This is a genomic window from Geodermatophilus normandii, from assembly GCF_003182485.1.
Taxonomy (GTDB): domain Bacteria; phylum Actinomycetota; class Actinomycetes; order Mycobacteriales; family Geodermatophilaceae; genus Geodermatophilus; species Geodermatophilus normandii.
The window spans coordinates 3762123-3788704 of record NZ_QGTX01000001.1 but is presented as its reverse complement, the minus strand read 5'-3'; the positions used below and the strand labels follow the sequence as shown (position 1 = coordinate 3788704).

Genomic DNA, 26582 nt, shown 5'->3' with positions numbered 1-26582 from the left:
TTCGTGCTGTTCCTCGCCGCCTACGTCGCCCGCTGAGCGCCGCGCCTCAGCGGTTGCTCTCGTCGCGCAGGTCGGCGGGGTCGAGCCGGCCCTCGACGATGTCCTCGGCGACGTCGTCGACCACGCGGCCGGTGGCGAAGGCGTGCGCGCGCAGCACGGTGAGCGTGTCGACCACGTCGAGGCCGAGCGCCACCGTGGCCTGGCCCGTCGCCTGCCACACGCGGCTGCGGCGGCGGGCGGCGGGGGAGTCCCACCACCGGGCCCCGCCCTCGTCGGCGCTCATCCCGCCCGAGGTGCGCACGAGCTCCTCGGTCAGGCAGAGCACGACCGCCTCGACGTCGTCGCGCGGGACCTGGGTGAGCGTGACGAGGTCCCGCGCGTAGAGGTCGACGATGACGGTGGGTCCCAGCGGCGGGGCCAGGGGCACCGAGAACACCGCCCGGAAGGGCGTCTCGCCGAGCAGTGCGGTGTGCAGGTCGGGCCAGTTGCGGTGGATGTCCTCGAGGTCGAAGACGATCGCGCGGCCGGTGTCGTGGGCGCGCAGGCAGGGACCGTCACCGGTGGTGAACTGGAGCTGCTCGGCGTGCGAGGTGGTGCCGTCGCTCGCGCCGATCGGCGTCCGCAGCCCGGCGCCCTCGTGGATGCTCAGGGCCGCGCCGTCGACACCGACCGCCTCCGCCGCCGCGCGGGCCAGCCGCGAGGGCACCATCTCGAGGCCGTCCTCGCCGGGCTCCGCCGGCTCGCTCAGCGCCCGGAGGAACCGCCCTGCCGCATCCGTCTCCGCCACCGTCTGCCTCCCGTCGTCCCGATCGCCCGCTCAGCCTGCCCGGCAGCGGGCCCCGCGCACCACACCGGGTGCCGCGGCGGCCTCACCGGTAGGCGTCGACCGCCAGGACGGCGGCCAGTCCCAGACCGGCCAGCCCGATCAGCCGCCGCAGCGCGGCCTGCGGCGCCCGGCGCACCACCCGCGGGCCCAGCCGGCCGCCGAGCAGGCACCCGAGCGCCAGTGGGAGGGCGGCGCTCCAGGCCACCGGGGACAGCAGCACGAACCCGACGGCGGCCGTCGCGTTGGCCGCGCCCAGGACGACGTTCTTCACCGCGTTGCTGCGCGGCAGGCCCTCGCCGGTGCCCAGCAGGACCAGGGCGAGCAGCAGGACACCGGCCGCGGCGCCGAAGTACCCGCCGTAGACGGCCACCGCGGCGGTGCCGGCGACCAGCCACCACGGGTCCCGGGCGCCGTGCGCCCGACGCCCCTCGGCGGCCAGCTCCCGCGGCGGGCGCTGCAGCAGGATCGCCAGCGCCGCGGCGGCGATGAGCACCGGCACCAGCCGCTCGAACGCCTCCGCCGGGGTGACCAGCAGCAGCGCGGCCCCCGCCGACCCGCCGAGGACCCCGCCGAGGGCCAGCGGCACCAGCCGGCGGCCCTGCCCGGCCAGCTCGGGCCGTGACGCGCTCACCGACCCCACGCTGGTGAGCACCAGCGCCACGGTGTTGGTGACGTTGGCGGTCACCGGCGGCAGCCCGGTCGCCAGCAGCGCCGGGTAGCTCACCAGCGAGGCCAGCCCGGCGATGCTGCCCGACAGACCCGCGCCCACCCCGGCGAGCACCAGCAGCAGCGCCTCGACGACGTTCACCGGGCCACCAGCACGCCGATGGCCACGCAACCGAGCACGACGATCGCCGTCCGCAGGACCGCCGCGGGCAGCCGCCGGCCGTAGCGGGCGCCCACCACGCCGCCCACCACCGAGCCACCGGCGACCAGCCCCGCGGCGGCCCAGTCGACCCGGTCGGTGGCGACGACGACGTAGGCCAGCGCCGCGACGGCGTTCACCGCGGCGCTGAGCACGTTCTTGAGCGCGTTGAGGCGCTGCAGCGGCTCGGCCAGGAGCAGCCCGAACACCCCGACCTGCAGCACGCCCTGGCTGGCCGCGAAGTAGCCGCCGTAGCTGCCGGTCGCGTACGCGCCGGCGACGAGACCGGCCAGCCGCCAGCCGCGCGGGGTCGTGCCCGGTGCGCCGGAGCGGGCGGCCAGCCGCCGGGTCAGCAGCGGCTGCGTGGCGACCAGCACGACCGCCAGCCCCACCAGCGCGGGCACCACCGCCTCGAAGGCCGCGGCCGGCAGGTGCAGCAGCAGGACCGCGCCGGTCAGCGCCCCCAGCGCGGACGCCGGCAGCAGGCGCAGCACCAGGGCGCGCTGCCCGGCCAGTTCGCGGCGGTAGCCGACCGCGCCGCTGACGTTGCCCGGGACCAGGCCCAGGGTGTTGGACACGCTCGCCGTCACCGGCGGCAGCCCGGTGGCCAGCAGCACGGGGAAGGTCACCAGCGTCCCCGACCCGACGACGGCGTTGATCGCGCCCGCCGCGCACCCGGCCGCCGCGACGGCGACCGCCTCCCAGCCGGTCACGGCAGCGCGGTGGTCAGGTGCCGGAGGTCCACGCGTCGTCCCTGCGACCGGCGTCGACCACGCGCAGCACCAGTTCGCCGGCCTCGTCGGAGGCGGCGAGGTCGACCTCGGCGTCGATGCCCCAGTCGTGGTCGCCGGCGGGGTCGTCGACGATCTGGCGCACCCGCCACACGCCCGGCGTCGACCTGTCCCACACCAGCAGCGCCGGGCCGCGGGCGTCGGCGCCGGTGCGGACCTCGCCGTGGTCGGCGAAGTAGCCGCGGACCACCTCGCCCCACCGCTCGGCGTCCCAGCCGGAGCCGGCGTCGAGCTCGCCGAGGTCGTACCAGCGCCGCCGCGCCCACAGCTGCACGCGGGCGAACAGCGCGTTGCGGACCATCGCGGTGAACGCCCGCTCGTTGCCGGTCAGCGGCCGGGCCCGGGCCGGGACGGCGACCGGCGCCTCCAGCGGCGCGTCCGGGCTGGTCAGCTGCTCCCACTCGTCGAGCAGGCTGGAGTCGACCTGGCGCACCAGCTCGCCGAGCCACTCGACGACGTCGGTGACCTCCTCGGTGCGCGCCGCCGCCGGCACGCCCGACCGCAGCGCCTTGACCGCGTCGGAGAGGTAGCGCAGCACCGCGCCCTCCGCGCGGGTCAGGCCGTAGGTGCCGACCAGCTCCTTGAACGTCATCGCCCGTTCCCACGTCTCGCGGACGACCGACTTGGGCGAGGGGTGCGCGTCGGCGGCCCACGGGTTGCTGCGCACGTAGACCTCGAAGGCGTGCTCGAGCAGCTCCTCCAGCGGCCGGGGGTAGGTGACGTCCTCGAGCAGCTCGATGCGCTCGTCGTACTCGATGCCCTCGGCCTTCATCTGCGCCACCGCCTCACCGCGCGCCTTGTTCAGCTGCGCGGCCAGGATCTGGCGGGGGTCGTCGAGGGTGGCCTCGACGACGCTGACGACGTCGAGGGCGAAGGTGTCCGACGCCGGGTCGAGCAGCTCGATCGCGGCCAGCGCGAAGGTCGACAGCGGCTGGTTGAGCGCGAAGTCCGGCGGCAGGTCGACCGTCAGCCGGTACCGGCGGCCGTCGGGGCCGGGCTCCGGCAGCCGCTCGAGCACGCCGGCCTGCAGCAGCGAGCGGGCGATGCCGATCGCGTCGCGGATGAGCCGGAGCTGCCGCCTGCGCGGCTCGTGGTTGTCGGTGAGCAGGTGCCGCAGCGCCGCGACCGGGTCGCCGGGCCGGTCGACGACGTCGAGCAGCATCGCCGTCGTCACCCGCATGGAGCTCGACAGCGGCTCGGGCTCGGCGGCCACCAGGCGGTCCATCGTCGCCTGCGACCACGGCACCATCCCCTCGGGCGCCTTCTTGCGGACCAGCTTGCGGCGCTTCTTCGGGTCCTCGGCGACCTTGGCGAACTGCCGGAGGTTCTCCACCTCGTGCTCGGGCGCCTGGACGACGACGGTGCCGGCGGTGTCGTAGCCCGCGCGCCCGGCCCGCCCGGCGATCTGGTGGAACTCGCGGGCGTTGAGCAGCCGGGTGCGGGTGCCGTCGTACTTCGACAGCGCGGAGAACACGACGGTGCGGATCGGCACGTTGATGCCGACGCCGAGGGTGTCGGTGCCGCAGATGACCTTGAGCAGGCCCGCCTGGGCCAGCTGCTCCACCAGCCGGCGGTACTTGGGCAGCATCCCGGCGTGGTGGACGCCGATGCCGTGGCGCACCAGCCGCGAGAGCGTCGTCCCGAAGGCCGAGGTGAACCGGAACCCGCCGACGGCCTCGGCGATCGCGGCCTTCTCCTCCTTGGTGCACACGTTGACGCTCATCAGCGCCTGGGCGCGTTCGAGGGCCTGGGCCTGCGTGAAGTGGACGACGTAGACCGGCGCCTGCCGCGTGTCGAGCAGCTCCTGGATCGTCTCGTGCGCCGGCGTCGTCGCGTAGTAGTGGTGCAGCGGGACCGGGCGCTCGGCGCCGGCCACGAGCGCCGTCGGGCGGCCGGTGCGGCGGGTGAGGTCCTCGCGCAGCCGGTCGGTGTTGCCGAGGGTGGCGCTCATCAGCAGGAACTGCGCGCGCGGGAGCTCCAGCAGCGGCACCTGCCAGGCCCAGCCGCGGTCGGGGTCGCCGTAGAAGTGGAACTCGTCCATGACGACCAGGCCGACGTCGGCGTCGGCGCCCTCGCGCAGCGCCACGTTGGCGAGGATCTCCGCGGTGCAGGCGATGACCGGCGCGCCGGCGTTGACGCTCGCGTCGCCGGTCAGCATGCCGACGTTGGCCGCGCCGAAGACCCCGCACAGCGCGAAGAACTTCTCGCTGACCAGGGCCTTGATCGGCGCGGTGTAGTAGCTGCGCCGCCCGGCCGCCAGCGCCGCGTACTGCGCGCCGGTGGCCACCAGCGACTTGCCGGAGCCGGTGGGCGTCGCGAGGACCACGTTCGCCCCGCTGACCAGCTCGATCAGCGCCTCCTCCTGGTGCGGGTACAGCGGCGTGCCGCCCTCGTCGGCCCAGGCGGCGAAGGAGGTGAAGAGGTCGTCGGGGTCGCTGCCGCGCGCCCGCAGGGCGGTGAGGTCGCCGGGGTCGTCGAGCAGGGGGAGGGGCGCGGTCCCCGTCGTCCTGGAGGTCGTCATCGTGGGCACCAGCGTGCCCGACGGCCTCTTGCTTCCCGCGGACCGCCCGGTGGTCACGAGACGGCAACGACCTCTCCGTCCCCGCACTCCTCGTGCCGATCGGGTAGAAAGGTGAACAACGAGTGAACGAGAGGTGGATGGAAGCATGCGCGTGGAGGAACGGCCGTTGGTCCGCTGGGTCCCCGTCGTCGGCCGGGACGGCCGCCGGCACCTGGAGATGCGCTGGGAGCTGCCCTCGGCCGCGCCGGTGCAGGTGGTCGGCGCGGCCTGACGCCGCCCGGCCCGGCGGGTTCGGATCGGGGTGCGCGGGTAGGCGGGACGGCGGCGCGACGTGGGGGGAGACCACCCTCGCCGTCGTGCGCCGTCCGCCCAGCGCACCGAGGAGACCCCCGTGTCGTCACCCCGTCCCGAGTCCCAGCCCGAGCAGCAGCAGACCCCGCCCGGGACGCTGGGCGAGATGGACCCGAAGCCCGACCACGGTGAGGAGAGCTACCAGGGGTCGGGCAGGCTCACCGGCAAGGCGGCCGTCATCACCGGTGGCGACAGCGGCATCGGCCGCGCGGTCGCCATCGCCTTCGCCCGCGAGGGTGCCGACGTCCTGATCTCGTACCTGAGCGAGCACGAGGACGCCGAGGACACCGCCAAGTACGTGCGCGAGGCCGGCCGCAGGTGCGTGCTGGTGCCCGGTGACCTCTCCGACCGCGCACACGCCAAGACGATCATCCCCAAGGCCGTCGAGGAGTTCGGCCGGGTCGACGTCCTGGTGAACAACGCCGCCTTCCAGATGACGCACCCGACGCTGGAGGAGGTGCCGGACGAGGAGTGGGACCACACCCTCGCCACCAACCTCACCGCGATGTTCATCCTGTGCAAGGACGCGATCCCGCACATGCAGCCGGGCGCGGCGATCATCAACTCGTCGTCGGTGAACTCCGACATGCCGTCCCCGGACCTCGCGCCCTACGCGATGACCAAGGCCGGCATCGCCAACTTCACCGCGAGCCTGGCCCAGATGTACGCGGACAAGGGCATCCGGGCCAACAGCGTGGCGCCCGGGCCGGTCTGGACGCCGCTGATCCCGGCGACCATGCCCGAGGAGAAGGTGGCCAGCTTCGGCAAGCAGGTGCCGATGGGCCGCGCCGGTCAGCCGGCCGAGCTCGCGCCGGTGTACGTGCTGCTCGCCAGCGACGAGGCGTCCTACGTGTCGGGCGCCCGCGTGGCCGTCACGGGCGGCAACCCGATCCTCTGACGTTCCCCGGACGATCAGCTGAGCTCGGCCTCGCGCGTCCTGGCTCACCTCCCACGGTGAGCCAGGACGCCGCACGACCAGGTCACCTGATCGTGCGGGCCAACGCCGCGATGCCGGCCGGGCCCACCCGGCAGCAGCCGCCCACCAGCCGGGCGCCGGCGGCCACCCAGGCCGCGGCGGCGTCGGCGGGGAGCTCCCCGGTGCCGGTCCAGCGCCGGGCGACGGCGTCCCAGGCCTCGCCGCTGTTCGGATAGGCCACCAGCGGCAGCTCCGCGGCGGCCGCGGCCTCCAGCGCCGGCCGCACCCCGGCCGGGTCGGTGCAGTTGACGCCGACGGCGACCACCTCGGCCACGCCGCGCGCCATCGCGAACACCTCCGCCGCCGGCTCGCCCCGCCGCGTGAGCGCCCCGCCGTCCGCGCCCACGACGGTGGTCAGCGACAGCCACACCGGCACGCCCAGCGACGTCGCCTCGGCCAGCACCGCCTCCACCTCGGCGGCGGCCGGCAGCGTCTCGCAGGCCAGCACGTCGGCGCCCGCCTCGGCCAGCGCGGCCATCCGCGGCCGGTGGAAGGCGCGCAGCGCGCCGACGCCGACCTCGGCCACGTACGCCCCGGTGTACTCCGACCCGTCGGCCAGCGCGGCGCCGTACGGGCCGACCGATCCCGCCACCCACGAGTCCGGCGCACCCTCGCGGGCCAGGTCCACCGAGCGGGCCACGAGCGCCAGCGCCTCGGCCCGGTCCACGCCCACGGAGGCGAAGCCCTCGACGGTCGCCTGGTAGCTGACCGTCGTCGCCACCTGCGCGCCCGCGGCGGCGAAGGCCGCGTGCGCCGCGACGACGGCGCGCGGGTCGTCCCGCAGCAGCCGCGCCGACCACAGCGCCGAGGCGACGTCGTGCCCACGGGCCTCCAGTTCGGTCGACAGGCCGCCGTCGAGCACGACGGGGCCGGCGGCGAGCGCGGCGCGCAGCGAGGAGGTCACCGGCCCATCGTCCCGGTCTGCGCGGGACGCGGTCGGCCCGCAGGATCAGCGGATGGTCTTCATCTGGAGCAGCAACTGGCGCCCGCGCCGCCGACGCCGCGGGTACGGCCCGCCGCCGGGCTACGGCCACGGCCCCGGGTACGGCCCCGGGTACGGCCCCGGGTACGGCCGGGCCTACGGCCCGCCGCCCGGCTACGGCTACCGCCGCAACGACTCCTGCCTGCGTGACCTGCTGTTCCTCAACACCGGCTGCTGCCTGGCCAACGCCATCGGCTGCGGCGTCGACGGGCTGTTCCTCGTGCCGACGACGGTGCGGCACGTGCACCGGGCCGGCACCGGCCGCGGACGGGTCGCCGACCGGCTCGTCGCCGCCGTCCGGGTCTACCAGCGCGAGATCAGCCCGGCGCGGCCGCCGTGCTGCTCGTTCAGCCCGACCTGCTCGGCGTACGCCGTCGAGGCGCTCGAGCGCCACGGTGCCCGGCGCGGGACGTGGCTGACCCTGCGGCGGCTCACGCGCTGCCGCCCGGGCGCGGCGGGCGGTGCAGACCCGGTGCCCGCGGCCGCCTGAGGGCTCAGCCGGGCTGGTAGGGCGGGGCCACGCCCCAGCCCCACCGCGGCACCGGGGCGTGCTCGGCGACGGCGGCGCCGGGCTGGGAGTTGGCCAGCGCCAGGCGGGTGCCCCACTCGACGTAGCCGACGAAGGCCGCCCGGAACTCGGGGTCGTCGGGCAGGCCGGCGTCGTCGGCGGCGCGGCTCATGAGCGTGGCGAAGCGGAAGCGCTGCTCGGGCACCAGCCCCAGCCGGCGGTGGTGGGCCAGCATCCGCTCGTAGCCGCCGAGCTCCTCGGTGTACCGCGCCGGCCCGCCGAACACCTCGCACCACCACAGCGTCACGTGGGCGCGGTGCGCCTCGTGCACGCCGCCGGGGAACAGGGGGCCGAGCAGGTCGTCGCGCTCGACCCGGTCGTAGAAGGCGTCGATCAGGCGCCGGAAGGCCGGAGCACCGCCGGCCCACTCGTAGAGCGTGGGGGGCATGCGGTCACCGCACCACGGTCCCGGCGGACGGGGAAGAGGTCAGGGCACCGCGCGGTAGTGGGTGAGGACCACGCCGGTGGTCGTGGCCACCGACTCGACCAGCTCCCACCGCAGGTGCGCACCGGCGGGGAAGAGGGTCCGGCCGCTGCCGAGGACGACCGGCGCGACGGCGAGCCACGCGTGGTCGACCAGGCCCGCCGGGAGGAGGGTGGCCAGCAGGTCGGGGCTGCCCAGGACGGTGAGGTCGAGGTCGGTCGACCCCTTGAGGTCGGCGACGGTCTCGGCGGCGTCCCCGGCCAGCACCGTGGTGTTGGCCCAGGTGGGGGACCAGTCCGGATCCCGGGTGACGACGTACTTCTGCTTGGCGTCGAGCACCGGGCCGAACGGGTTGTCCGTGGTGCCCGCCCACGAGGCCTGCATCGACTCGAAGGTGCGCCGCCCGAAGAGCATGGCGCCCGGGCCGGCCATCCCGCGGCCCATGACCTCGCCGAGGACGGCGTCGGGATAGGGCCCGAACCAGCCGCCGTGGGAGAACCCGTCGCGGGTGTCCTCGTCCGGCCGGCCCGGTGCCTGGACGACGCCGTCCAGGCTGACGTTCTCGACGATGGTGATGCTGCCCATGACCCCTCCTCGCTCGACTGCTACGGAATCAGTAGTAGTGGCTATCAGGAACGTAGCGCAAGGGGTACCGTCGTGGGCGTGTCCGACCGGCGCAGCTACGACGACCCGTGTGGGGTCGCGCGTGCCCTCGACGTCGTGGGGGAGCGGTGGGCGCTGCTCGTCGTCCGCGAGCTCCTGCTCGGCCCGAAGCGCTACACCGACCTGGCCCGCGGCCTGCCCGGCAGCAGCCCCACCGTGCTCAGCCAGCGGCTGCGTGACCTGGAGGCCGCCGGGATCGTCGCCCGCTCGGTGGCCGGGCCGCCGGGAGGCGGCCGCGTCTACGGGCTCACGCCGCGGGGTCGGGAGCTCGAGGACGTGCTGCTCGCGCTCGGCCGCTGGGGCTCGCGCACGGTCCAGACCTCGGCCGGCGACCTCACCGCCGACGCCTTCGTCCTGGCGCTGCGCACGGTCGCCGACCCCGCCCGGCTGGGCGGCTGGTCGGCGCGGGTGGAGCTGGTGGTCGAGGACCCCGACGCGCCGGACCGGATCACCCTCGGCGTCGCCGACGGGCGGCTGTCCGCCGTCCGCGGCACCGCCGACCGGCCCGACGCCGTGGTGGCCGGCCCGCCGGCGGTCCTGCGCCCGGTCGCGTTCGGCCGCCGGCCGCTCGAGGACGCCCTGGCCGCCGGGGACCTGCGCGTCGAGGGCGACGCCGACGTCGTGCGCCGGCTGCTGGGTGCCCTGGTCCCGCCCGTCCCGGCCTGAGCCCGGCCGGAGACGCAGAACGGCCCCCCGGCGGGTGCCGGGGGGCCGTCCTCACGAGGAGCGGGTCAGTTCACCCGCACCTGCATGAAGGTGTCCTGCGCGCTGCTGCTCACCACGGTGATCCGGGTGCCCGTCTTCGGCACGTCGACGCCGGTCCAGCCGTTGGCGTCAGGCTGCTCACCCGGGGCCACGTACCAGTCCTGCGTGTCGTCGAAGGTCGGCACGGCGGCGAGGCCGCCGTAGGTGCCGGCCACGCCGGTGTCCGGGTCGTGCAGCGTGATCCGGTCCGTCGCCTGCCGCCCGAAGGTGGAGTCGTAGGACTGGACCCGCGGCCGCCAGCTCTCGCCGTTGGTCCGGTCGGTGCCCTCGTCGTCCGTGGGCTCGTAGAGCAGCCCGGGGTGCGCGTCGATCGGCAGGATCAGGCCCGCGCCGGGGTGGGCGCCGACGTTGTTGTCGGTGTACTGCTCGTTCCAGTAGTTGATGAGCAGGCCGTCCTGGTACGGCAGCCGCTCGGCCCAGTCCGGACGCGCCGGGTCGCCGAAGTTGTACGGGCCGGTGCGCAGGCCCGCGTCGTAGCCGGTGTAGGTCCGGTTCTCGGCGATGTAGGCGTTGAAGAAGGACTCCGTCGCCGTGCCCGTGGTGAGGGTGAACCCGTCGAGCGTCCAGTTCGTCACCGGGGCGCCGCCGAAGGAGACGGCGTCCACCAGCAGGCCGGGCTCGCTCGCGGCACCGTCGGTCCAGTACCGGAAGCCCACCTGCGCGCCGTCCGGGACGCCGCTGAGGTCGGCGGTCAGGTCGACCCACCGGCCACCGGTGGTGCCGGTGATCCCGTGGCCGAAGTTCTGGCCGTTGGGGTCGGTGGCCGTCGACCGGTTGGTCGGCAGCGACGTGAAGGTACGGCCGCCGTCGGTCGTGTAGGCGGCGTAGGCGTAGTCCCAGTCCTGCTCGATCTGGTAGCTGACCTGGGCCGTCAGCGTGGTCGCGCCGGCCGGCTTGACGGTCAGCATCGTGGTGTCGAGGTCGTCACCCGAGCCCGAGTACCAGAAGTCCGGGCCCTCGAACGGCGTGCCGACGGTCGTGGTGACCTCGCGGTCGGGCAGCAGGACGATCAGCGCCTGGGCCTGCCTGGTGTTCGCCGACGCCGGGCCGAGCCGGGTGTTGGCGCGGGCCCCGGGCTGGACCACCTCGTAGTCGAGCCAGCCCAGCTGGAGCTTCTCCCAGGCGCCCATGTGGATCGGCCGGGTGCCGATGCCGTCGGCCGGCTCACCGCTGTTGCCGTAGGAGCCCGACGACATGAGCGACCAGAACGCGGTGCTGTTCTCCGCGCCGCCGCTGTTGCCGGAGGTGTCGTAGAGGTCGGGCAGGCCGAGGTCGTGGCCGAACTCGTGGGCGAAGACGCCGACGCCGCCGTTCTCGGGCTCGACGGTGTAGTCGCCGATCCAGTAGCGCGACTCACCGACCCTCGTGCCGCCGTTGAGGACCTGCGTCCCGTCGGCCAGGGTCGGGCCGCCGGCGCCGATGCGGGTCTGCTGGGTGTACCAGCGGTGGCTCCAGATGGCGTCCTCGCCGAGGACGCCGCCGCCGACCTCCTCGCCCATGCCGGCGTGCACGGCCTGGAAGTGGTCGATGTAGCCGTCGGCCTCGTCGAAGTCCGCGTCGCCGTCGTGGTCGTAGCGGTCCCAGACGTCGAACTGCGAGAGGTACTCGTCGATCTGCGCGGCCGTCTTCCCGGACGCCAGCTGCTCGGCGTACCAGGTGTCGACCGTGTCGTTCACGAACGCCCACGGGCGCTGGCCGTCGTCGCCCTCGCCGTAGGACGCGCCGGTGCCCGGCACCTGCACCCAGTCCTCGACCTCACCGGTGACGGTGTAGCGGCCCGAGGACAGCTCCTCGTAGAAGTTGGCGACCGAGTTCACCCCGGCCTCGGTGCCGTAGAGCAGCTGGTCGAAGTAGGGCTGGGAGAAGTCCTCGGCCCAGATGGTGGTGTTGTCCACCGTGCGGTCCGGCGGCTCGATCTGGTTGTGCTGCAGGTCGCCGAACTCGCCGAGGACGGTCCAGATCGCGTCACTGTCCTCCTGGGCCAGCTCGACGTACTGGCCCTGCGCCACCTCGACGACCCTGTTGGCCCCCTGCGGCGTCGACTCACCCTGCAGGACCTGCTCGAGGCCCTGCTGACGCAGCTCGCGCTGCTTGTCGGCGAGCGGGTTGGGCAGGTCGTGCGCCCGGGCCGGAGCCTCGGCGGCGTCCTCCGGGGGTGGTGCCGCGTTCGCCGTCGTCGCGGGCACCGCCATCACCAGCGCGGCACCCACGACGAGGGGAAGAGCTCTCTTCTTCAAGGATCGTCTCCCGATCGTCGGACGGGGGCCGCCGACCACCGGCGGGGTTCCACCGGGGTCACTCTGAGGCAGCCCGGCCTGACGTTAGGTAGCCGAAGTAACGACGTCCACCCCCAGTCACCGATCGGTGACAAACGATACGGACCGGTCCGCGTCATCGCAGGTCACACGCGACCGGGGGAGCCGGCGACGCGCCGGACGGGACGGGGGACCGGCGTGTCGACACGCCGACGGGGCCGGTGGAGGGTCGCTGCCGGGCCCTGTGGGCGCGGCCGGTGCGCAGGTCGGCGAGACTGCAGCGGTGCCCCCCGGTGACGACGCCGCCGGTGACCTCCCGGTCACCGGCTCGCTCGTCGTCCCGGCCGCGGCACTGTCGTGGCGGTTCTCCCGGTCGTCGGGCCCCGGCGGGCAGGGGGTCAACACCGCCGACTCCCGCGTCGAGCTGTCGCTGGCCCCGCTGGAGCTGCGCGGCCTCACCGACGTCCAGCGCGGGCGGCTGGCCGAACGGCTGGGTCCGCGGCTGGTCGACGGCGTCCTGACCGTCGCGGCCAGCGAGCACCGCCAGCAGCTGCGCAACCGGGCGGCGGCTCGGGAACGGATGGCCGCGGTCCTGCGCGCGGCGCTCGCCGCGCCGCCCGCGTCCCGCCGGCGCACGAAGCCGACCCGCGGCTCGCAGGAGCGGCGCATCGCGGCGAAGAAGCGGCGCGGGGAGATCAAGCGCCGCCGGGGCAGCTGGGACTAGAGCTCGGGCATCGGGACGCCGGGCGGCCGGACGGCCACCCACAGCGGCAGCTGCCCGTCGGCCGAGCGGGTCGCCTGCGTCACCTCGAAGCCCAGGCCGCGGGCGAAGCGCACGATCGCCCAGGCCGGCGCGACCAGCGCGGCGGGCACGCCCTCGGCGTCGCAGCGGGCCAGCACGGGTGAGAGCACCGCCCCGCCCAGCCCGCGACGGCGGGAGCGCGGCCGGGTGCCCAGGGCGCGCAGCCGCCAGTACGGCCCGTCGGGGAGTGCCGCGGCGAGCTCGGCCTCGGTCCGGGCGACGGCGTCGGCGCGGTCGGCGTGCAGCCGCGGGACCTCGCGCTCGAGCGCGGCCGCGACGTCGGCGGGCACGGGCGTCGCCGCGCCGGCGGGGCGTCCCACGAGGCGACGGCGTCGACGTCCTCGCTGACCCAGGTCGTCCCGGTGGTGACGCCGCGGTGCCCGGCGTCGAGCTCGGCGAGGCGGGTGAGCCGTTGCGTGCGCCCGTCGAGGGGGAGCGCCCAGCGCACCCACCGCGACTCGGCCAGCGCCACGGTGACGGTGGCGGCGATCCGGGGCACGTCGCGCGGCTCGGCCGGCCGGACGAGCGGGACGCCGATGTGGACCGTCCGCCCGGGTTCGCTCATGCCCGCCATGACACCACGGTCGCCGCCGGCGGGCCCGGACACGGCAGCGGGGCCGCGGGTGGCCGGTGCGCCGTCCGAGCCGGAGGTGGCGTCGCCGCCGGGGGTGGGGCTCACGGTGCCTTCCCGGACGGGGGAGTGCCGGTGCGGACCGGCCGGCGCGGGGCCGGCCGGTCCACGGCGGGGTCAGCGACGACGGGTCGTCGGGTCGACGTCGCCGTCCACCTCGATCTGCTCCTTGCGCACGGTGTCGGAGACCTGCTGCTGCTCGGTCACCGTCTCGGTGTCCAGGCGGACGCGCTCGACCGGCACGGCCTCCTTCTCCACCACGGGGCGCTCGGCGTGCAGGACGACCTCGTGCTCCTCCTCGGAGATGGCCGGCCCGTCCAGGGCGTTGCCGATGTTGGCGTCGGTGATCGGCTCGCGCTCGACCCGGACCTCCTCGTGGGAGACCGGCACCGTCTGGGTCACGTTCTCCGACACGACGTACTTGCGCAGCCGCGCCCGGCCGGCCTCGACGCGCTGGGTGCCCACGTTGAGGTGCTCCTCGGAGCGGGTCATCGCGCTGTCCGTCGTCGGGCCGGAGGTGTCGTGGCCGACCGCGCGGTCCCGGACGTCGTCGAAGACGCCGTCGCCGTCGCGGTCCCCCCGAGCTGCGGTCCCGGCCACGCCGGCCGTCCCGGTCGTGGTCTGGGTGGTCTGGGTGGTCTGCGCGGTGCCCGAGGTGCCCAGGCCGTAGTAGCGGTAGAGCTCCTGCTCCTCCTGCGGCGACAGGTGGCCGGCGGAGACGTCGACGTGCGGGGCGCCCTTGACCTTCGCCTTGTCGTAGGGCAGGCGCAGCTCGCCGCCGGAGACGGTGGCGTCGGCCAGGGGCACGAAGGCCTCCTTGGTGCCGAACAGGCCGGTGCGGACGGTTGCCCACTCCGGGCGGCCGGTCTCGTCGTCGAGGAAGACCTCGCCGACGCTGCCGTGCTTGCCGTCGGGGCCGACGGCGGTGCTGCCGATGACGTCGTTGATCTGCTGGTCGGTGATCACGGGGGCTCCTCGCGAAGGGGTGGGGGACCGGCCTGCTCCCTCACGCGGCGGAGTGCCGGGGGTCAGCGGGCCACTCCGGGAGTGCCCGCTCGTTTACGCCGTAAACCCGAACCGGTCCTACTCGCCGGGGACGCGGCCCTCCCGCCGCAGGCCCTCCAGCCGGCCCAGCAGGTTCTCGAGGGCCTCCTCGAACTCCGCGGCCGACTCGTCCCGGGACAGCAGCTCCTCCAGCTCGACGACGAGCGGGTACTGCGAGAGGTCGGTGCCGGTGCCCGGCACACCCTCCGGAGCGTCCTCGGGGCTGATCTTCACGCCCTTCTGCGACACCTCCAGGAGCAGGTGCCCGAGCAGGAAGCTCGAGTAGGCGCGGTACGCGGCGACCGCCGCCTCGGCGCTGAAGCCGCTGCCGGTCATCGCGGCGAGGAAGGACTCGACCCACCGCAGGCTGCGCAGGGGGGGCCGGATCCAGGGGGCCTCGGGTGGGCGGGTCGCCACCAGCGGGAAGACCTCGGGGTGGGCGAGGGCGATCCGCCGGACGCCGTGGGCGAGCCGCTGGAGGAAGTCCTGCCAGCCGCCGGCCGCGCGCATGTGCACGTCGGGATCGCCGTAGAGCTCGTCGATGACGGTCTCGACGACCCCGTCGAGCAGCTGCTCGCGGCCGGGCACGTACCGGTAGAGCGCCATCGCCTCCACCCCGAGGGAGGCGCCGAGCCGGCGCATCGTCAGGGCCGACAGGCCGTTGCGGTCGATGAACTCGACGGCCGCGCCGAGGATGCGACGGCGGTCCAGCGTCACCCGCCCGGTGACGGGCGGCCCCGCGGGCAGGACGGCGGCCGCGCCACCCCGCGCCTCGGGGGAGTCGGGGTCGGGACGGCGCATCGGGACCGTCTGCTCGTCGCGGACCACGTGCCCTCCCCTCGTCCCCACCGATCCTGCCTCCCCGCGCCGCACGGGACGCACCCGCGGGTCGTGAGGTCCCCGGAACGCAGCCTTGACGTCGTCGTGGCCGCGGGGAAACCGCCGCCCCCGAGGCTCGACCGCGTGCCCGCAGCCCTCTCACCCGGTGCGACCGCGCCGGCCGGCCCCCGCACGCGGACCACCGACACCCACTGCCCGTACTGCTCGCTGCAGTGCGGCATGGCGGTCACCGCGGGGGACCGTCCCGCGACCCTGGTACCCCTCGACTTCCCGACCAACCGGGGCGGGCTGTGCTCGAAGGGCTGGTCGGCCGCGGAGCTGCTCGACCACCCCGAGCGGCTGACCCGCCCGCTGGTGCGCGCGGTGCCCGGCGACCGCAGCAGCCCGCTGGTCGAGTCGACATGGGACGAGGCGCTGGGCCGGGTGGTCGCGGCGGTCGAGCGGACGCAGGCCGAGCACGGCCGCGACGCCGTCGGCTGCTTCGGGGGCGGGTCGCTGACCAACGAGCAGGCGTACCAGTTCGGGAAGTTCGCCCGGGTCGCGCTGCGCACCAGCGCCATCGACTACAACGGCCGGTTCTGCATGTCCTCGGCGGTCGGGGCGGCCATCCGCGCGTTCGGCGTCGACCGCGGGCTGCCGTTCCCGCTGGCCGACGTCGCCGAGGCCGACGTCGTCGTGCTGGTGGGCAGCAACCCGGCCGACACCATGCCGCCGGCGGTGCGGCACCTCGACGCCGGCCGGGCGCGCGGCGCCCTGCACGTCGTCGTCGACCCCCGGCGGACGGCGACCGCGCGCAACGCCGGGCTGCACCTGCAACCGCTGCCGGGCACCGACCTCGCGCTGGCCAACGGCCTGCTGCACATCGCCGTCACCGAGGGGCTCGTCGACGAGGCCTACGTCGCCGCGCGCACGACCGGCTTCGCGGCCGTCCGCGACGCGGTGCGCAGCTACTGGACCGACCGGGTCGAGCGGATCACCGGGGTGCCCGTGGAGCAGCAGCGGCGCGCCGTCTTCGCCCTGGCCCACGCGCGCAACGCCATGGTGCTGACCGCGCGCGGCGCGGAGCAGCACAGCTCGGGCACCGACACCGCCACCGCCTGGCTGAACCTGGCCCTCGCGCTCGGCCTGCCCGGCCGGCCCGGCAGCGGCTGGGGCACGCTCACCGGGCAGGGCAACGGTCAGGGCGGCCGCGAGCACGGACAGAAGGCCGACCAGCTGCCCGGCTACCGGAGGCTCGCCGACCCGGCCGACCGCGCGCACGTCGCCGCCGTCTGGGGCGTGGACCCCGGCGACCTGCCCTCGCCCGGCCCCAGCGCCTTCGAGCTGCTCGACGCCCTCGGCACCGACGGCGGCGTGCGCACGCTGCTGGTGCTCGCCTCGAACGTCGCCGTCTCCGCGCCCGACGCCCGGCGGGTGATCAGCCGGCTCGGCGACCTCGACTTCCTCGCCGTCAGCGACTTCTTCCTCTCCGAGACCGCGGCGCTGGCCGACGTCGTGCTGCCCAGCGCCATGTGGGCCGAGGAGTCCGGGACGATGACCAACCTCGAGGGCCGGGTGATCCGCCGGCGCCGCGCGATGGACCCGCCCGACGGCGTCCGCGACGACCTCGCGCTGCTCGCCGAGCTGGCCGGCCGGCTCGGGACCGGGCACCTGTTCTCCGCCGACCCCGAGACCGTCTTCGCCGAGCTCGGCCGGGCCAGCGCCGGGGGACCGGCCGACTACTCCGGGATCACCTACGCGCGCATCGACGCCGAGCAGGGCGTCTTCTGGCCCTGCCCTGCTGCCGAGGACGGGGGCCCCGGCCACCCGGGCACGCCGCGGCTGTTCGCCGAGCGGTTCGCCACCCCGGACGGCCGGGCGCGGTTCGTGCCGGTGCACCACGTCGGCGCGCACGAGCAGCCCGACGCCGAGTACCCGCACGTGCTCACCACCGGCCGGGTGCTCGCCCACTACCAGTCGGGCACGCAGACCCGCCGGTCCCGCAGCCTGCAGGTGGTCGCGCCGGTCCCGCGGGCGGAGCTGCACCCCGACCTCGCCGCCCGTCTCGGCATCGCCCACGACGACGTCGTCGAGCTGGCCACCCGCCGCGGCCGGGCCCGCTTCACGGCAGCGGTCACCGACACCATCCGCCCCGACACGGTCTTCGTGCCCTTCCACTGGGGCGGCGGGTCCAGCGCCAACGCGCTCACCGACCCCGCGCTCGACCCGGTCAGCCGGATGCCGGCCTTCAAGGTCTGCGCCGTCGCCGTCACCCGCGTCGGCGGCCCCGAGGAGCGCATCCCCGCACCCGAGGCCGGGGACCAGCCCGCGCCCCGGCCGCACGCCCTCGCCGCACCGCCCGCACCACGTTCCCCGACCCGGAGGAGGACCTCCCGCGTGAAGAGCACCCCGACGTTCCTGCAAGGCGTCTTCCCGCTCACCGGGGAGGGGCTGGCCAAGCCCGGCCCCGTCGACCCGGCGCTGCGCTACCAGGTGCCGGCCGGCGCCACCGCCCAGGCGCTGTACTTCCGCGGCGGCAACTCCACCGGCGAGCTGGTCTACGTGCTCCTGGTGCGCGACGGCGAGCCCGTGCGCTGGTTCCCCATCGGCGCGAAGGGCGACGTGCACGTGCCGCTGCGGGTGGTCGAGGACCTGCCCGGCGGCTGCGTCGTCGAGCTGCACGCCGCCGCGCCCGAGGGCGTCACCGGCGAGCTCGTCGTCGACCTGGGTCTGGTGGAGGTCTAGTGGGCGGGCCGGGAGTGGTGGAGAACCGGGTCCTGGGTGGCCGGCCCGAGGGGCTGACCACGATCGCGGTGGACGACGACCTCGACACCCGGGCCCGCCTCGTCGTCGTGGGCAACGGCATGGCCGGCGCGCGGCTGGTCGAGGAGGTGCTCGAGCGCGGCGGCGGGGAGCAGTTCCGGATCACCGTCTTCGGCGACGAGCCGCACGGCAACTACAACCGGATCCTGCTCTCGCCGGTCCTGGCGGGGGAGACGCACGAGGACGACATCGTCCTCAACAGCCACGACTGGTACGCCGACAACGGGGTCACGCTGCGCGCCGGCGTCCGGGTCGAGCGGATCGACACCGCGGCGAAGGTCGTCGCCGCCTCCGACGGGACCACCGCCGCCTACGACCACCTGGTGCTCGCCACGGGCAGCTACAGCTTCATCCCGCCGATGACCGGCGTGCGGCGCGAGGACGGCGGCCTGCTGCCCGGCGTGTACGGCTTCCGCACCATCGACGAGACCCGCGACCTGCTCGCCGCCACCACCCGCTGCACGCGGGCCGTGGTCATGGGCGGCGGGCTGCTCGGGCTCGAGGCCGCCCGAGCACTGCAGGGCCACGGGATGCAGGTCGACCTGGTGCACGCGATGCCGCACCTGATGAACGCCCAGCTCGATGCCGAGGCCGGCGCCATCCTCAAGCGCAGCGTCGAGGCCCTCGGCATCACCGTGCACCTCGACGCGCTGGCCGGCGAGGTGCTCGGCGACGAGCACGTCGAGGGCGTGCTGCTGAGGGACGGGCGGCGGCTGGACTGCGACCTGCTCGTCGTCGCCACCGGGGTGCGGCCGCACACCGACGTCGCCGTCCGCTCGGGACTGGAGGTCGAGCGCGGCATCGTCGTCGACGACCAGCTGCGCACCGACGACCCCGACGTCTACGCCATCGGCGAGTGCGCCCAGCACCGCGGCTCGGTGTACGGCCTGGTCGCGCCGGCGTGGGAGCACGCCCGGGTGCTCGCCGACGTCCTCACCGGGACCGACCCGACGGCGGAGTACCACGGCAGCCGGACGGCGACGAAGCTCAAGGTCGCCGGGGTCGACGTCGCCACGATGGGCGCGAGCACCCCGGAGCGGGACTCCGACGAGTTCCTGGTCATCTCCGAGCCGAGGCGCGGCGTGCACCTGTCGGTGGTCATCCGCGACGACCGGCTCGTGGGGGCCACCCTGCTCGGCGACACCCGCAAGGTCGCGGCGCTCACCCAGGCGTTCGACCGCGGCAGCGCGCTGCCCGGGGAGCGCATCCGGCTGCTCGTCGACCTCACCGACGGCAAGGAGGAGGTCGGTGTCGCCGAGATGCCGGCCGACTCGCAGGTCTGCACCTGCAACGGCGTCACCAAGGGCGCGATCTGCGGCGCGGTCGCCGACGGCTGCGGCAGCGTCGGCGCCGTCATGGACCGCACCCGCGCCGGCAGGGGCTGCGGGTCCTGCAGGTCGCTGGTCAGGCAGGTCGTGGAGTGGGCCGCCGACGGCGACGTGACCGAGGACCCGGCCGCCTCGTACTACGTGCCGGGGGTCCCGCTGGCCAAGCCGGCGCTGATCGCGGCCATCCGGGAGCAGGACCTGCGCAGCGTCTCGGCCGTGTTCGCCGCGCTCGCCCCCGGCGGCGCGGAGGACGCCCGCTCGAAGATGGGCCTGACCTCGCTGCTCAAGACGATCTGGGGCACCGGCTTCGTCCGGGAGAAGGACGCCGAGTTCGTCAACGACCGGGTGCACGCCAACATCCAGCGCGACGGCACGTTCTCCGTCGTCCCCCAGATGAAGGGCGGGGTGACGACGCCGGCCCAGCTGCGGCGGATCGCCGACGTCGCCGAGAAGTACGAGGTGCCGATGGTCAAGGTGACCGGCGGCCAGCGGATCGACCTGCTCGGCGTCCGCAAGGAGGACCTGCCCGCGATGTGGGAGGACCTCGGGATGCCCTCGGGGTACGCCTACGGCAAGACCATGCGCACGGTGAAGACCTGCGTGGGCAGCGACTTCTGCCGCTTCGGCCTCGGCGACTCCACGCAGCTCGGCATCGACCTGGAGACCCGCTTCCAGGGCATCGAGAGCCCGGCGAAGATCAAGATGGCCGTCGTCGGCTGCCCGCGGAACTGCGCCGAGGCCTACGTGAAGGACGTCGGCGTGGTGGCGGTCGGCAACGGGCGCTGGGAGGTGTACGTCGGCGGCGCGGCCGGCGCCACGGTGCGCAAGGGCGACCTGCTGGCCACCGTCGACTCGCCGGGGGCGGTGATCGCGCTGGCCGGCCGGTTCGTCCAGTACTACCGCGAGCACGCCAACTGGCTGGAGCGGACCTACGACTTCGTGCCGCGCGTGGGCCTCGAGCACCTCCGGCGCGTGGTGGTCGAGGACGCCGACGGCATCGGCGCCGACCTCGACGCGGCGCTGCAGCGCTCGATCGACGCCTACACCGACCCGTGGGGCCAGGACGGGAAGCAGCCGGCGTCGCCGGGTCAGTTCGCCTCGTCCCTGCCGCTGGTCCCGCTGCCGCAGGTGCCGGTCCGGTGACCGCGCCGCACCTGGAGGTCGCCGAGGCCCCGACCACTCCCGGGACCGAGCTCGGCTCGCCGGCTACCGGGGTCGCGGTCCCCGGCACCGCCGCGCCGCCGGCCGGCCGGGCCCACGCCGTCGCGCGGGTCGGGGACGTGCCGCCGGGGGAGGGACGGGCGTTCGTGGCCGGGGACGCGCAGGTCGCCGTCTTCCGGCTGCGCGACGGGTCGCTGCACGCCACCCAGGCAGCCTGCCCCCACGCCGGCGGTCCGCTCGCGGACGGGCAGACCGACGCCGACGTGCTGGTCTGCCCGCTGCACCTCTACGGGTTCCGGTGGCGCGACGGCTCCTCGACCGGCGGCGTCGGCCCGGTGCGCGTGTACCCGGTGCGCGAGGTCGACGGGATGCTCGTCGTCGACGTGTGAGCGCCGTGTGCCCGGCCTGGTCCTCGATGACGTCCAGGCCCTGCTCGCGCAGCCGCGCCGGGCGGTCGAGCATCCCCTGCAGCACACCGTGGGCGCGCGGTGTGCGCGCAGCGCGGCCCGCGGCCCGCCCAGACCGCGCTACGTGCACGGGGGGAACTGCGGAGGCGCCCTCACGGGTGCATGCGGGCGCCCTTGGTGACCTTGTCGACGACGTTCCTCGGCCCGTGCACCGCGATCCCGACCAGGTCGAGGTCGGCGCCGCGCACGGCCCGGACGGCGGCCCGGTTCTCGGCGTCCCCGCCGGTGGCGAACAGGTCGGCGGTGAACACCGACGTCGGCAGGCCGCGCTCGAGCGCCCGCGCGCGGGCCCGGGCGAGCACCTCGGCCGGGCCGGTGAGCACGAGCACCGGCTGGCGGATCGTCGCCAGGTACCGCGTGCCGTCGCCGTCCTCGTACGGCCGGCCGATCAGCTCGGGCACCGCCGCGGCGACGGCGCCGGCCAGGAAGGCGGTCACGTTGAGCGCCTGCCAGGGCAGCAGGTCCTCCCGGAGCAGGACGGCGATCTTGATGGGCCACGGCGGCCCGACATCGGGGGACTCGTCGGCGAGGAGGGTCTCCATGCCCGCCAGCGTCGGCCGGACCGCACCGCCGGGTCTTGTACGTTCCTGACGTGGCAGCCGACGTGGTCGCCTGGCGCCCCGCGGTGCCGGGCCTGACCGAGGTGTTCCACGCCCGGTTCACCGACCACGTCTACCCGCCGCACACCCACGACGCGTGGACGCTGCTGCTGGTCGACGACGGCGCCGTCCGCTACGACCTCGACCGGCACGCCCACGGCGCCTCGCCGGCCGCGGTCACGCTGCTGCCGCCCGGGGTGCCGCACGACGGGCGCTCGCAGTTCCCCGGCGGCTTCCGCAAGCGGGTGCTGTACCTGGAGCCGGCGACGCTGGGGGAGCAGCGGATCGGCACCGCCGTCGACCGGCCCGCGTTCGCCGACCGTGTGCTGCGCGACCGGGTGTCCCGGCTGCACGCCGCGCTCGCGCCGCACCCCGAGGGGCTGGAGGCCGAGAGCCGGCTGGCCCTCGTGCTGGAGCGGTTGCGGCAGCACCTCGATCGCGCCGTCGTCCCGGCCCCCGCCGTGCGCGACGACCCGCTCGCCGACCGGCTGCGCGACCTGCTCGACGCCCGGCTGGCCGAGGGCGTGTCGCTGGAGGCGACGGCGGCCGCGTGGGCGGTGCACCCCACGCACCTGGTCCGGGCGTTCACCCGCCGGCACGGGCTGCCGCCGCACCGCTACCTCACGGGGCGGCGGGTGGACCGGGCCCGGCGGCTGCTGCTCGACGGGCTGTCCCCGGCGGAGGTGGCGACGGCGGTCGGCTTCCACGACCAGGCCCACCTGACCCGGCACTTCCGCCGGATGCTGGCGACGACCCCGGGGGCCTACGCCCGCTCGGCCTGACGCCTCACGGCGCCGGGACGGCGACCGTCGCGGTCATCGGCCCGCCGCACTCCGCGCTGCCCCCGGTGCGGGCCCACCGGAGCCCGGTGTCCGCCGACGCGAGGGCGCTGCCGTCGGCGGCCAGGACGGTGACCACGGCCGACTCCGCGGCCTGCGTGCCGACCGTCACGGAGGCCGTCGTCCCGGTCAGCGGGGCGGTGACCGCGCGCACCGGCCCGGGGTCCTGCTCCAGGCGGACGGACGTCCCGCAGGAGGGTGCGCACTCGACGCGGACCGAGGCCGGGGCCGGCCCCTCCCAGGTGCCGGTGACCTCGACCCGCAGCGCGCTGGTCCACGCGACGGCCGGGCAGACCGGCTCGCCGGAGCCGCCCGCGCCGCCCGCGCACCCGGCCAGGAGGACGACGGCGAGCGGGGTCAGGGCCCTCACCGTCCCTCCTCGGGCGGCACGGCCGGCCGCGGTCGTCCCGATCCGCGAGGTCCGTGCGGTTCCGCGGACGTGCACGGCGGAGGGTCAGGCCAGGTCGGCCAGCGCGGCGGCGACGGCGGGGTCGCGGACGAAGTCCAGCGCCAGCAGCCGGTGCACGAGCACGCCGCGGCGGGTGAGCCGCAGGTCGACCGGGCGCAGCCGCGGCAGCGCCGCGCCGCCGGGACGGGGCGTGGCCGGCGGGGGGTCGAGCAGGCCGCGCCGCTGCAGGTCGGAGAGGTCCTCCAGCGCGCCCCACGCCGCCCAGCCGCGCGGGTCCTGCGGCACCGGCGCCATCGGCAGCGGCGCTCGCTCCCGCCGGCCGACCGCGGCGAGCAGCACCCACTGGCGGCCGGTGAGGTCGGTGGCCAGCCGCAGGCCGCGCAGGACGACGGCGGCGTCGAGGTCGGGGGAGACGGCGGCCTCGGCGAGCAGGTAGCCCAGGTGGCGCACCCGCCACTCCTCGGTGGTGGCCCGGGCGGCGAGGACGGCGGCCTCGGCGACCTCGTCGGCGGGCGCCCGCTCGCCGGGGCCGGGGGCGAGGAAACCGTCGGTCCGCACCGTGCGGCCCTGGTGCGCCCGGGTCACCGACAGCTCGGCGGCGAAGGCCAGGGCGGCGCCGGCCCGGCAGCGGGCGCGCGAGGAGACCGGGGCGGCCGGGTCGGCGTCCGCGGTCGTGGCGGTGCGCCGCAGCCACCGCGCCAGCCCGTCGTCCAGGCGCACCTTCGCCGACCCGTCGTCGAACAGCAGACCGGCCGCCGTGCGGGCCATCGACCCGGCCACCAGCTCACCGGACTCGACCAGCGCGCGCCCCGGTGCCGCCTCCGTGTACTCCGCCACGACGCCGATCATGGCCCGCCGCGCCGCCCGCCGTCGGACGGGGAGCGGCGCCCTCACCACAGCGGGGCAGGGCCGGTGAGGAGAACGGAACACGAGTCGAGCCCGGTGGCGACGGCGGGGAAACGGCGGCCCGCGACCCTTCCCGACCATGGCCGCCCCCACCCGCACCGCGCCGTCCACCGTCCCCGCCGCACCCCCGGGCCCGCCCCGCGGCGGGCGGTGGATCGACGACTGGCGCCCCGAGGACCCGCGGTTCTGGGAGTCCACCGGCAGGCGCGTCGCCCGCCGCAACCTGTTCTTCTCGGTGTTCTCCGAGCACGTGGGCTTCTCGGTGTGGAGCCTGTGGTCGGTCGTCGTCCTCTTCCTGCCCGAACCGGTGTTCGGCATCGACCCGGCCGGGAAGTTCCTGCTCACCACGCTGCCGACCGCGCTCGGGGCCTTCGTGCGGCTGCCCTACACCTTCGCCGTCGCGAAGTTCGGCGGGCGCAACTGGACGGTCGTCAGCGCCGCGCTGCTGCTGGTGCCCACGATCGCCACCGCGGTCGTCCTCGAGCCCGGCGTCTCCTACACCACCCTGCTCGTCGTCTCCTGCCTCGCCGGCGTCGGCGGCGGCAACTTCGCCAGCTCGATGGCCAACATCAACGCCTTCTACCCCGACCGGCTCAAGGGCTGGGCGCTGGGTCTCAACGCCGGCGGCGGCAACCTCGGCGTCCCGGTCGTCCAGCTCGTCGGCCTGCTCGTGCTGGCCACCGCCGGTGTCGAGCACCCGCGGATCGTGCTGCTCGTCTACGTCCCGCTCGTCGTCGTCGCGGCCGTCGGCGCGGCGCTGCTCATGGACAACCTGACGACGGCGCGCAACCAGCCGCGGGCCATGCGCGAGGCGGCCCGCGAGCCGCACACCTGGATCGTGTCGTTCCTCTACATCGGCACGTTCGGCTCGTTCATCGGCTTCGGGTTCGCCTTCGGCCAGGTGTTGCAGAACCAGTTCGCGCAGGACTTCGCCACGCCGCTGGCCGCCGCGTCGCTGACCTGGCTCGGCCCGCTGCTCGGCAGCCTCGTCCGCCCGCTCGGCGGCTCGCTGGCCGACCGCTTCGGCGGCGCGCGGATCACCTTCTGGAACTTCGTGGCGATGGCGCTGGGCGCGGCGGTGGTGTTCGCCGCCAGCCAGGTGGGGTCGCTGCCGCTGTTCGTCGTCGGGTTCGTGCTGCTGTTCGTGCTCAGCGGCATGGGCAACGGCTCGACCTACAAGATGATCCCGGCGATCTTCCGCACCCGGGCGCGGCAGCAGGTGGCCGCCGGGGGAGACCCCGCCGCGGCCGAGCGGCACGCGCTGCGCATGTCCGGTGCGCTCATCGGCATCGCCGGCGCGGTCGGCGCCTCCGGCGGCGTGCTGGTCAACCTGGCCTTCCGCCAGTCCTTCCTCACCACCGGCAGCGGCGACGCGGCCTACCTGGTGTTCATCGCCTTCTACGCCGTCTGCGTCGTGGTCACCTGGGCGGTCTACCTGCGCCCGGCGGCCCGCACGGCCGGCGTCTGACCGCGCCGAGATCGGCGGTCTCGCACGCCTCGGCGCCCGGATGCGTGCGAGACCGCCGATCTCGGCGCCTAGAGCGCCAGGCGGTAGCCGCGCTTGACGACGGTCTCGACCAGGCCCGGCCCGAGCGCGGCACGCAGCCGGGTCACGGCCATCTCGACGGCGTGCCCGTCCCCGCCGCCGGGCAGCCCGCGCACCAGGTCGGCCTTGACGACGACGGCCCCGGGGCGCACCGCGAGCGCGCGCAGCACCGCCACCGGCCCCGGCGGCAGCTCGACCAGGCGGCCGTCGAGGACGGCGGCGTGGCCGCGCACCTGCAGCTCCGCGGTGCCGATCCGCAGCACCGGGTCGCGCTCGGGCAGCCGCGCGACCACCTCGCGGGCCAGGGCGCCCAGCCGCGAGCGCTCCGGCTGCAGGGTCTCGATCCCGGCGGCGGTCAGCGGGCCGGCGGTCACCGGCCCGACCGCGATCGGCAGCACCCCGCCGTTCAGGGCGGCCACCAGGTCCTCGCGCTGGCCGAGCTCGGCGGCCACCGACAGCAGGCTGGCCGCGGCCGGCGCGCTGGTGAAGGTGACCGCGTCGACGGTGCGGGCCACGACCATGCCGACCAGCCGGCGCAGCGGTGCGACGTCCGCGGGCAGCACCCACCGGTACACCGGCACGGTGAGCACCTCGGCGCCCGCGGCGCGCAGCGCGTCGACGAAGTCCGGCAGCGGGTCGCCGTGCAGCTGGACGGCGACCCGGCGGCCGGCCAGCGGGCCCTCCGCCCCCGACAGCAGGTGCTCGAGCACCTCGGCCGAGGACTCCGACGCCGGCGACCAGGCGTCGACCAGCCCGCCGCCGCGGATGGCGCCGCGCGCCTTGGGCCCGCGGGCGAGCACCCGGGCGGTGCGCAGGTGCTCGACCAGGGGCAGGTCCCAGGCGTCGGCCGCCTCCAGCCACCCGCGGAAGCCGACGCCGGTGGTGGCGACGACGAGGTCGACCGGTGCGGCGAGCACCTGCTCGGTGGCGGCGACCAGCTCGGCGTCGTCGGACAGCGGCACGATCCGGATGGCCGGCGCGTAGACGACGCGGGCGCCGCGGCGGTCGAGCAGCGCGCCGAGCTCCTCGCGCCGGCGGGCGGCGGTGACGGCCACCGTGTACCCGGCCAACGGCGCCGGGGCGGTCAGCGGCTCCGGTGCGGTGTCGGGTGGGGTGGTCACCCCACCATGGTGGCCGGTGGGCGTTGCGGGCGTGTGTCGGCCCCGGCACCGCCCCGCGTCGTCCGGGTGCGCCAGGGGTCCGGATGCGCCCGGATGCGTC

Annotated in this window: 25 protein-coding genes; 10 read left to right on the top strand and 15 right to left on the bottom strand. The window is 75.8% G+C overall.

Annotation, left to right across the window (positions count from 1 at the left end; all coding sequences use genetic code 11):
* Nucleotides 1-46: 46 nt before the first annotated feature.
* The 4 genes from JD79_RS18275 to JD79_RS18260 all read right to left on the bottom strand — a co-directional run bounded on the left by JD79_RS18275 (nucleotide 47) and on the right by JD79_RS18260 (nucleotide 5003).
* Nucleotides 47-787 carry a hypothetical protein gene (locus tag JD79_RS18275; protein ID WP_110006678.1) on the bottom strand — a complete coding sequence of 247 codons (741 nt, stop codon included), beginning with the start codon at nucleotides 785-787 and terminating at the stop codon, nucleotides 47-49.
* Nucleotides 788-869: 82 nt separating this feature from the next.
* Nucleotides 870-1634 carry a sulfite exporter TauE/SafE family protein gene (locus tag JD79_RS18270; protein WP_110006677.1) on the bottom strand — a complete coding sequence of 255 codons (765 nt, stop codon included), beginning with the start codon at nucleotides 1632-1634 and terminating at the stop codon, nucleotides 870-872.
* Nucleotides 1631-2404, bottom strand: a complete 774-nt coding sequence (locus tag JD79_RS18265; protein ID WP_110006676.1) for a sulfite exporter TauE/SafE family protein — start codon at nucleotides 2402-2404, stop codon at nucleotides 1631-1633. Before JD79_RS18265 ends, JD79_RS18270 begins: the two co-directional genes overlap by 4 nt.
* A gap of 13 nt (nucleotides 2405-2417) precedes the next feature.
* Nucleotides 2418-5003: a DEAD/DEAH box helicase gene (locus JD79_RS18260; protein WP_110007846.1), complete on the bottom strand. Its 2586-nt coding sequence runs from the start codon at nucleotides 5001-5003 to the stop codon at nucleotides 2418-2420.
* 145 nt (nucleotides 5004-5148) lie between these two features.
* On the opposite strand from JD79_RS18260, the gene JD79_RS24320 reads away from it, so the two are divergent.
* Nucleotides 5149-5274 (top strand): hypothetical protein, encoded by a 126-nt coding sequence (locus JD79_RS24320; protein ID WP_281270326.1) that lies wholly within the window; start codon nucleotides 5149-5151, stop codon nucleotides 5272-5274.
* Between the two features lie 120 nt (nucleotides 5275-5394).
* Nucleotides 5395-6252 (top strand): SDR family oxidoreductase, encoded by an 858-nt coding sequence (locus JD79_RS18255; RefSeq protein ID WP_245900205.1) that lies wholly within the window; start codon nucleotides 5395-5397, stop codon nucleotides 6250-6252.
* Between the two features lie 82 nt (nucleotides 6253-6334).
* Here the strand turns inward: JD79_RS18255 and mmuM are convergent, their stop codons facing one another.
* Nucleotides 6335-7234, bottom strand: a complete 900-nt coding sequence (gene mmuM, locus JD79_RS18250) for a homocysteine S-methyltransferase (RefSeq protein ID WP_110006675.1) — start codon at nucleotides 7232-7234, stop codon at nucleotides 6335-6337.
* Nucleotides 7235-7286: 52 nt separating this feature from the next.
* On the opposite strand from mmuM, the gene yidD reads away from it, so the two are divergent.
* Nucleotides 7287-7802, top strand: a complete 516-nt coding sequence (yidD, locus tag JD79_RS23960; protein ID WP_245900204.1) for a membrane protein insertion efficiency factor YidD — start codon at nucleotides 7287-7289, stop codon at nucleotides 7800-7802.
* 4 nt (nucleotides 7803-7806) lie between these two features.
* Here yidD and JD79_RS18240 read toward each other — a convergent pair whose 3' ends face one another.
* Both JD79_RS18240 and JD79_RS18235 read right to left on the bottom strand, forming a co-directional pair.
* Complete coding sequence (locus JD79_RS18240; RefSeq protein WP_110006674.1) at nucleotides 7807-8268, bottom strand: group II truncated hemoglobin; 462 nt, start codon at nucleotides 8266-8268, stop codon at nucleotides 7807-7809.
* A gap of 39 nt (nucleotides 8269-8307) precedes the next feature.
* Nucleotides 8308-8889 carry a dihydrofolate reductase family protein gene (locus JD79_RS18235; protein WP_110006673.1) on the bottom strand — a complete coding sequence of 194 codons (582 nt, stop codon included), beginning with the start codon at nucleotides 8887-8889 and terminating at the stop codon, nucleotides 8308-8310.
* Between the two features lie 78 nt (nucleotides 8890-8967).
* Between JD79_RS18235 and JD79_RS18230 the strand changes: the two genes are divergently transcribed.
* Nucleotides 8968-9633, top strand: a complete 666-nt coding sequence (locus JD79_RS18230; protein ID WP_110007843.1) for a winged helix-turn-helix transcriptional regulator — start codon at nucleotides 8968-8970, stop codon at nucleotides 9631-9633.
* A 65-nt stretch (nucleotides 9634-9698) separates the two neighbouring features.
* Here the strand turns inward: JD79_RS18230 and JD79_RS18225 are convergent, their stop codons facing one another.
* Nucleotides 9699-11969, bottom strand: a complete 2271-nt coding sequence (locus JD79_RS18225; protein WP_245900203.1) for an immune inhibitor A domain-containing protein — start codon at nucleotides 11967-11969, stop codon at nucleotides 9699-9701.
* A gap of 301 nt (nucleotides 11970-12270) precedes the next feature.
* Between JD79_RS18225 and arfB the strand changes: the two genes are divergently transcribed.
* Nucleotides 12271-12711, top strand: coding sequence for an alternative ribosome rescue aminoacyl-tRNA hydrolase ArfB (gene arfB, locus JD79_RS18220; protein WP_110007841.1), 441 nt, complete (start codon nucleotides 12271-12273; stop codon nucleotides 12709-12711).
* Here the strand turns inward: arfB and JD79_RS23955 are convergent.
* The 3 genes from JD79_RS23955 to JD79_RS18205 all read right to left on the bottom strand — a co-directional run bounded on the left by JD79_RS23955 (nucleotide 12708) and on the right by JD79_RS18205 (nucleotide 15292).
* Nucleotides 12708-13109, bottom strand: a complete 402-nt coding sequence (locus JD79_RS23955; RefSeq protein ID WP_245900202.1) for an N-acetyltransferase — start codon at nucleotides 13107-13109, stop codon at nucleotides 12708-12710. The two genes, arfB and JD79_RS23955, sit on opposite strands and share 4 nt — an antisense overlap.
* A 428-nt stretch (nucleotides 13110-13537) precedes the next feature.
* Nucleotides 13538-14386 (bottom strand): DUF2382 domain-containing protein, encoded by an 849-nt coding sequence (locus JD79_RS18210; protein ID WP_110006672.1) that lies wholly within the window; start codon nucleotides 14384-14386, stop codon nucleotides 13538-13540.
* A gap of 117 nt (nucleotides 14387-14503) precedes the next feature.
* A complete protein-coding gene (locus JD79_RS18205; RefSeq protein ID WP_245900201.1) occupies nucleotides 14504-15292 on the bottom strand; it encodes a TetR/AcrR family transcriptional regulator C-terminal domain-containing protein in 789 nt (262 codons plus the stop codon).
* A 135-nt stretch (nucleotides 15293-15427) separates the two neighbouring features.
* Between JD79_RS18205 and JD79_RS18200 the strand changes: the two genes are divergently transcribed.
* The 3 genes from JD79_RS18200 to JD79_RS18190 are packed head-to-tail and all read left to right on the top strand — an operon-like array spanning nucleotide 15428 to nucleotide 20984.
* Nucleotides 15428-18028, top strand: a complete 2601-nt coding sequence (locus tag JD79_RS18200) for a molybdopterin oxidoreductase family protein (protein ID WP_245900200.1) — start codon at nucleotides 15428-15430, stop codon at nucleotides 18026-18028.
* A complete protein-coding gene (gene nirB, locus JD79_RS18195) occupies nucleotides 18028-20577 on the top strand; it encodes a nitrite reductase large subunit NirB (RefSeq protein WP_245900199.1) in 2550 nt (849 codons plus the stop codon). Before JD79_RS18200 ends, nirB begins: the two co-directional genes overlap by 1 nt.
* Nucleotides 20574-20984 carry a Rieske (2Fe-2S) protein gene (locus tag JD79_RS18190; RefSeq protein WP_211308045.1) on the top strand — a complete coding sequence of 137 codons (411 nt, stop codon included), beginning with the start codon at nucleotides 20574-20576 and terminating at the stop codon, nucleotides 20982-20984. Before nirB ends, JD79_RS18190 begins: the two co-directional genes overlap by 4 nt.
* Nucleotides 20985-21154: 170 nt before the next feature.
* Here JD79_RS18190 and JD79_RS18185 read toward each other — a convergent pair whose 3' ends face one another.
* Nucleotides 21155-21604 carry a DUF2000 domain-containing protein gene (locus tag JD79_RS18185; RefSeq protein WP_110006671.1) on the bottom strand — a complete coding sequence of 150 codons (450 nt, stop codon included), beginning with the start codon at nucleotides 21602-21604 and terminating at the stop codon, nucleotides 21155-21157.
* 50 nt (nucleotides 21605-21654) lie between these two features.
* Here JD79_RS18185 and JD79_RS18180 point away from each other — a divergent pair, with 50 nt between their 5' ends.
* On the top strand, nucleotides 21655-22443 hold the full coding sequence (locus tag JD79_RS18180; protein WP_110006670.1) for an AraC family transcriptional regulator: 789 nt from the start codon (nucleotides 21655-21657) through the stop codon (nucleotides 22441-22443).
* Between the two features lie 4 nt (nucleotides 22444-22447).
* Here the strand turns inward: JD79_RS18180 and JD79_RS18175 are convergent, their stop codons facing one another.
* Together JD79_RS18175 and JD79_RS18170 are read right to left on the bottom strand one after the other, a co-directional pair.
* Nucleotides 22448-22870, bottom strand: a complete 423-nt coding sequence (locus JD79_RS18175) for a hypothetical protein (RefSeq protein ID WP_110006669.1) — start codon at nucleotides 22868-22870, stop codon at nucleotides 22448-22450.
* 84 nt (nucleotides 22871-22954) lie between these two features.
* Nucleotides 22955-23746, bottom strand: a complete 792-nt coding sequence (locus JD79_RS18170; RefSeq protein ID WP_245900198.1) for a hypothetical protein — start codon at nucleotides 23744-23746, stop codon at nucleotides 22955-22957.
* Between the two features lie 148 nt (nucleotides 23747-23894).
* Between JD79_RS18170 and JD79_RS18165 the strand changes: the two genes are divergently transcribed.
* Nucleotides 23895-25283: an MFS transporter gene (locus JD79_RS18165; protein WP_110006667.1), complete on the top strand. Its 1389-nt coding sequence runs from the start codon at nucleotides 23895-23897 to the stop codon at nucleotides 25281-25283.
* Between the two features lie 68 nt (nucleotides 25284-25351).
* Here the strand turns inward: JD79_RS18165 and JD79_RS18160 are convergent, their stop codons facing one another.
* Nucleotides 25352-26482, bottom strand: a complete 1131-nt coding sequence (locus tag JD79_RS18160; protein WP_110006666.1) for a uroporphyrinogen-III synthase — start codon at nucleotides 26480-26482, stop codon at nucleotides 25352-25354.
* Between the last annotated feature and the right edge of the window lie 100 nt (nucleotides 26483-26582).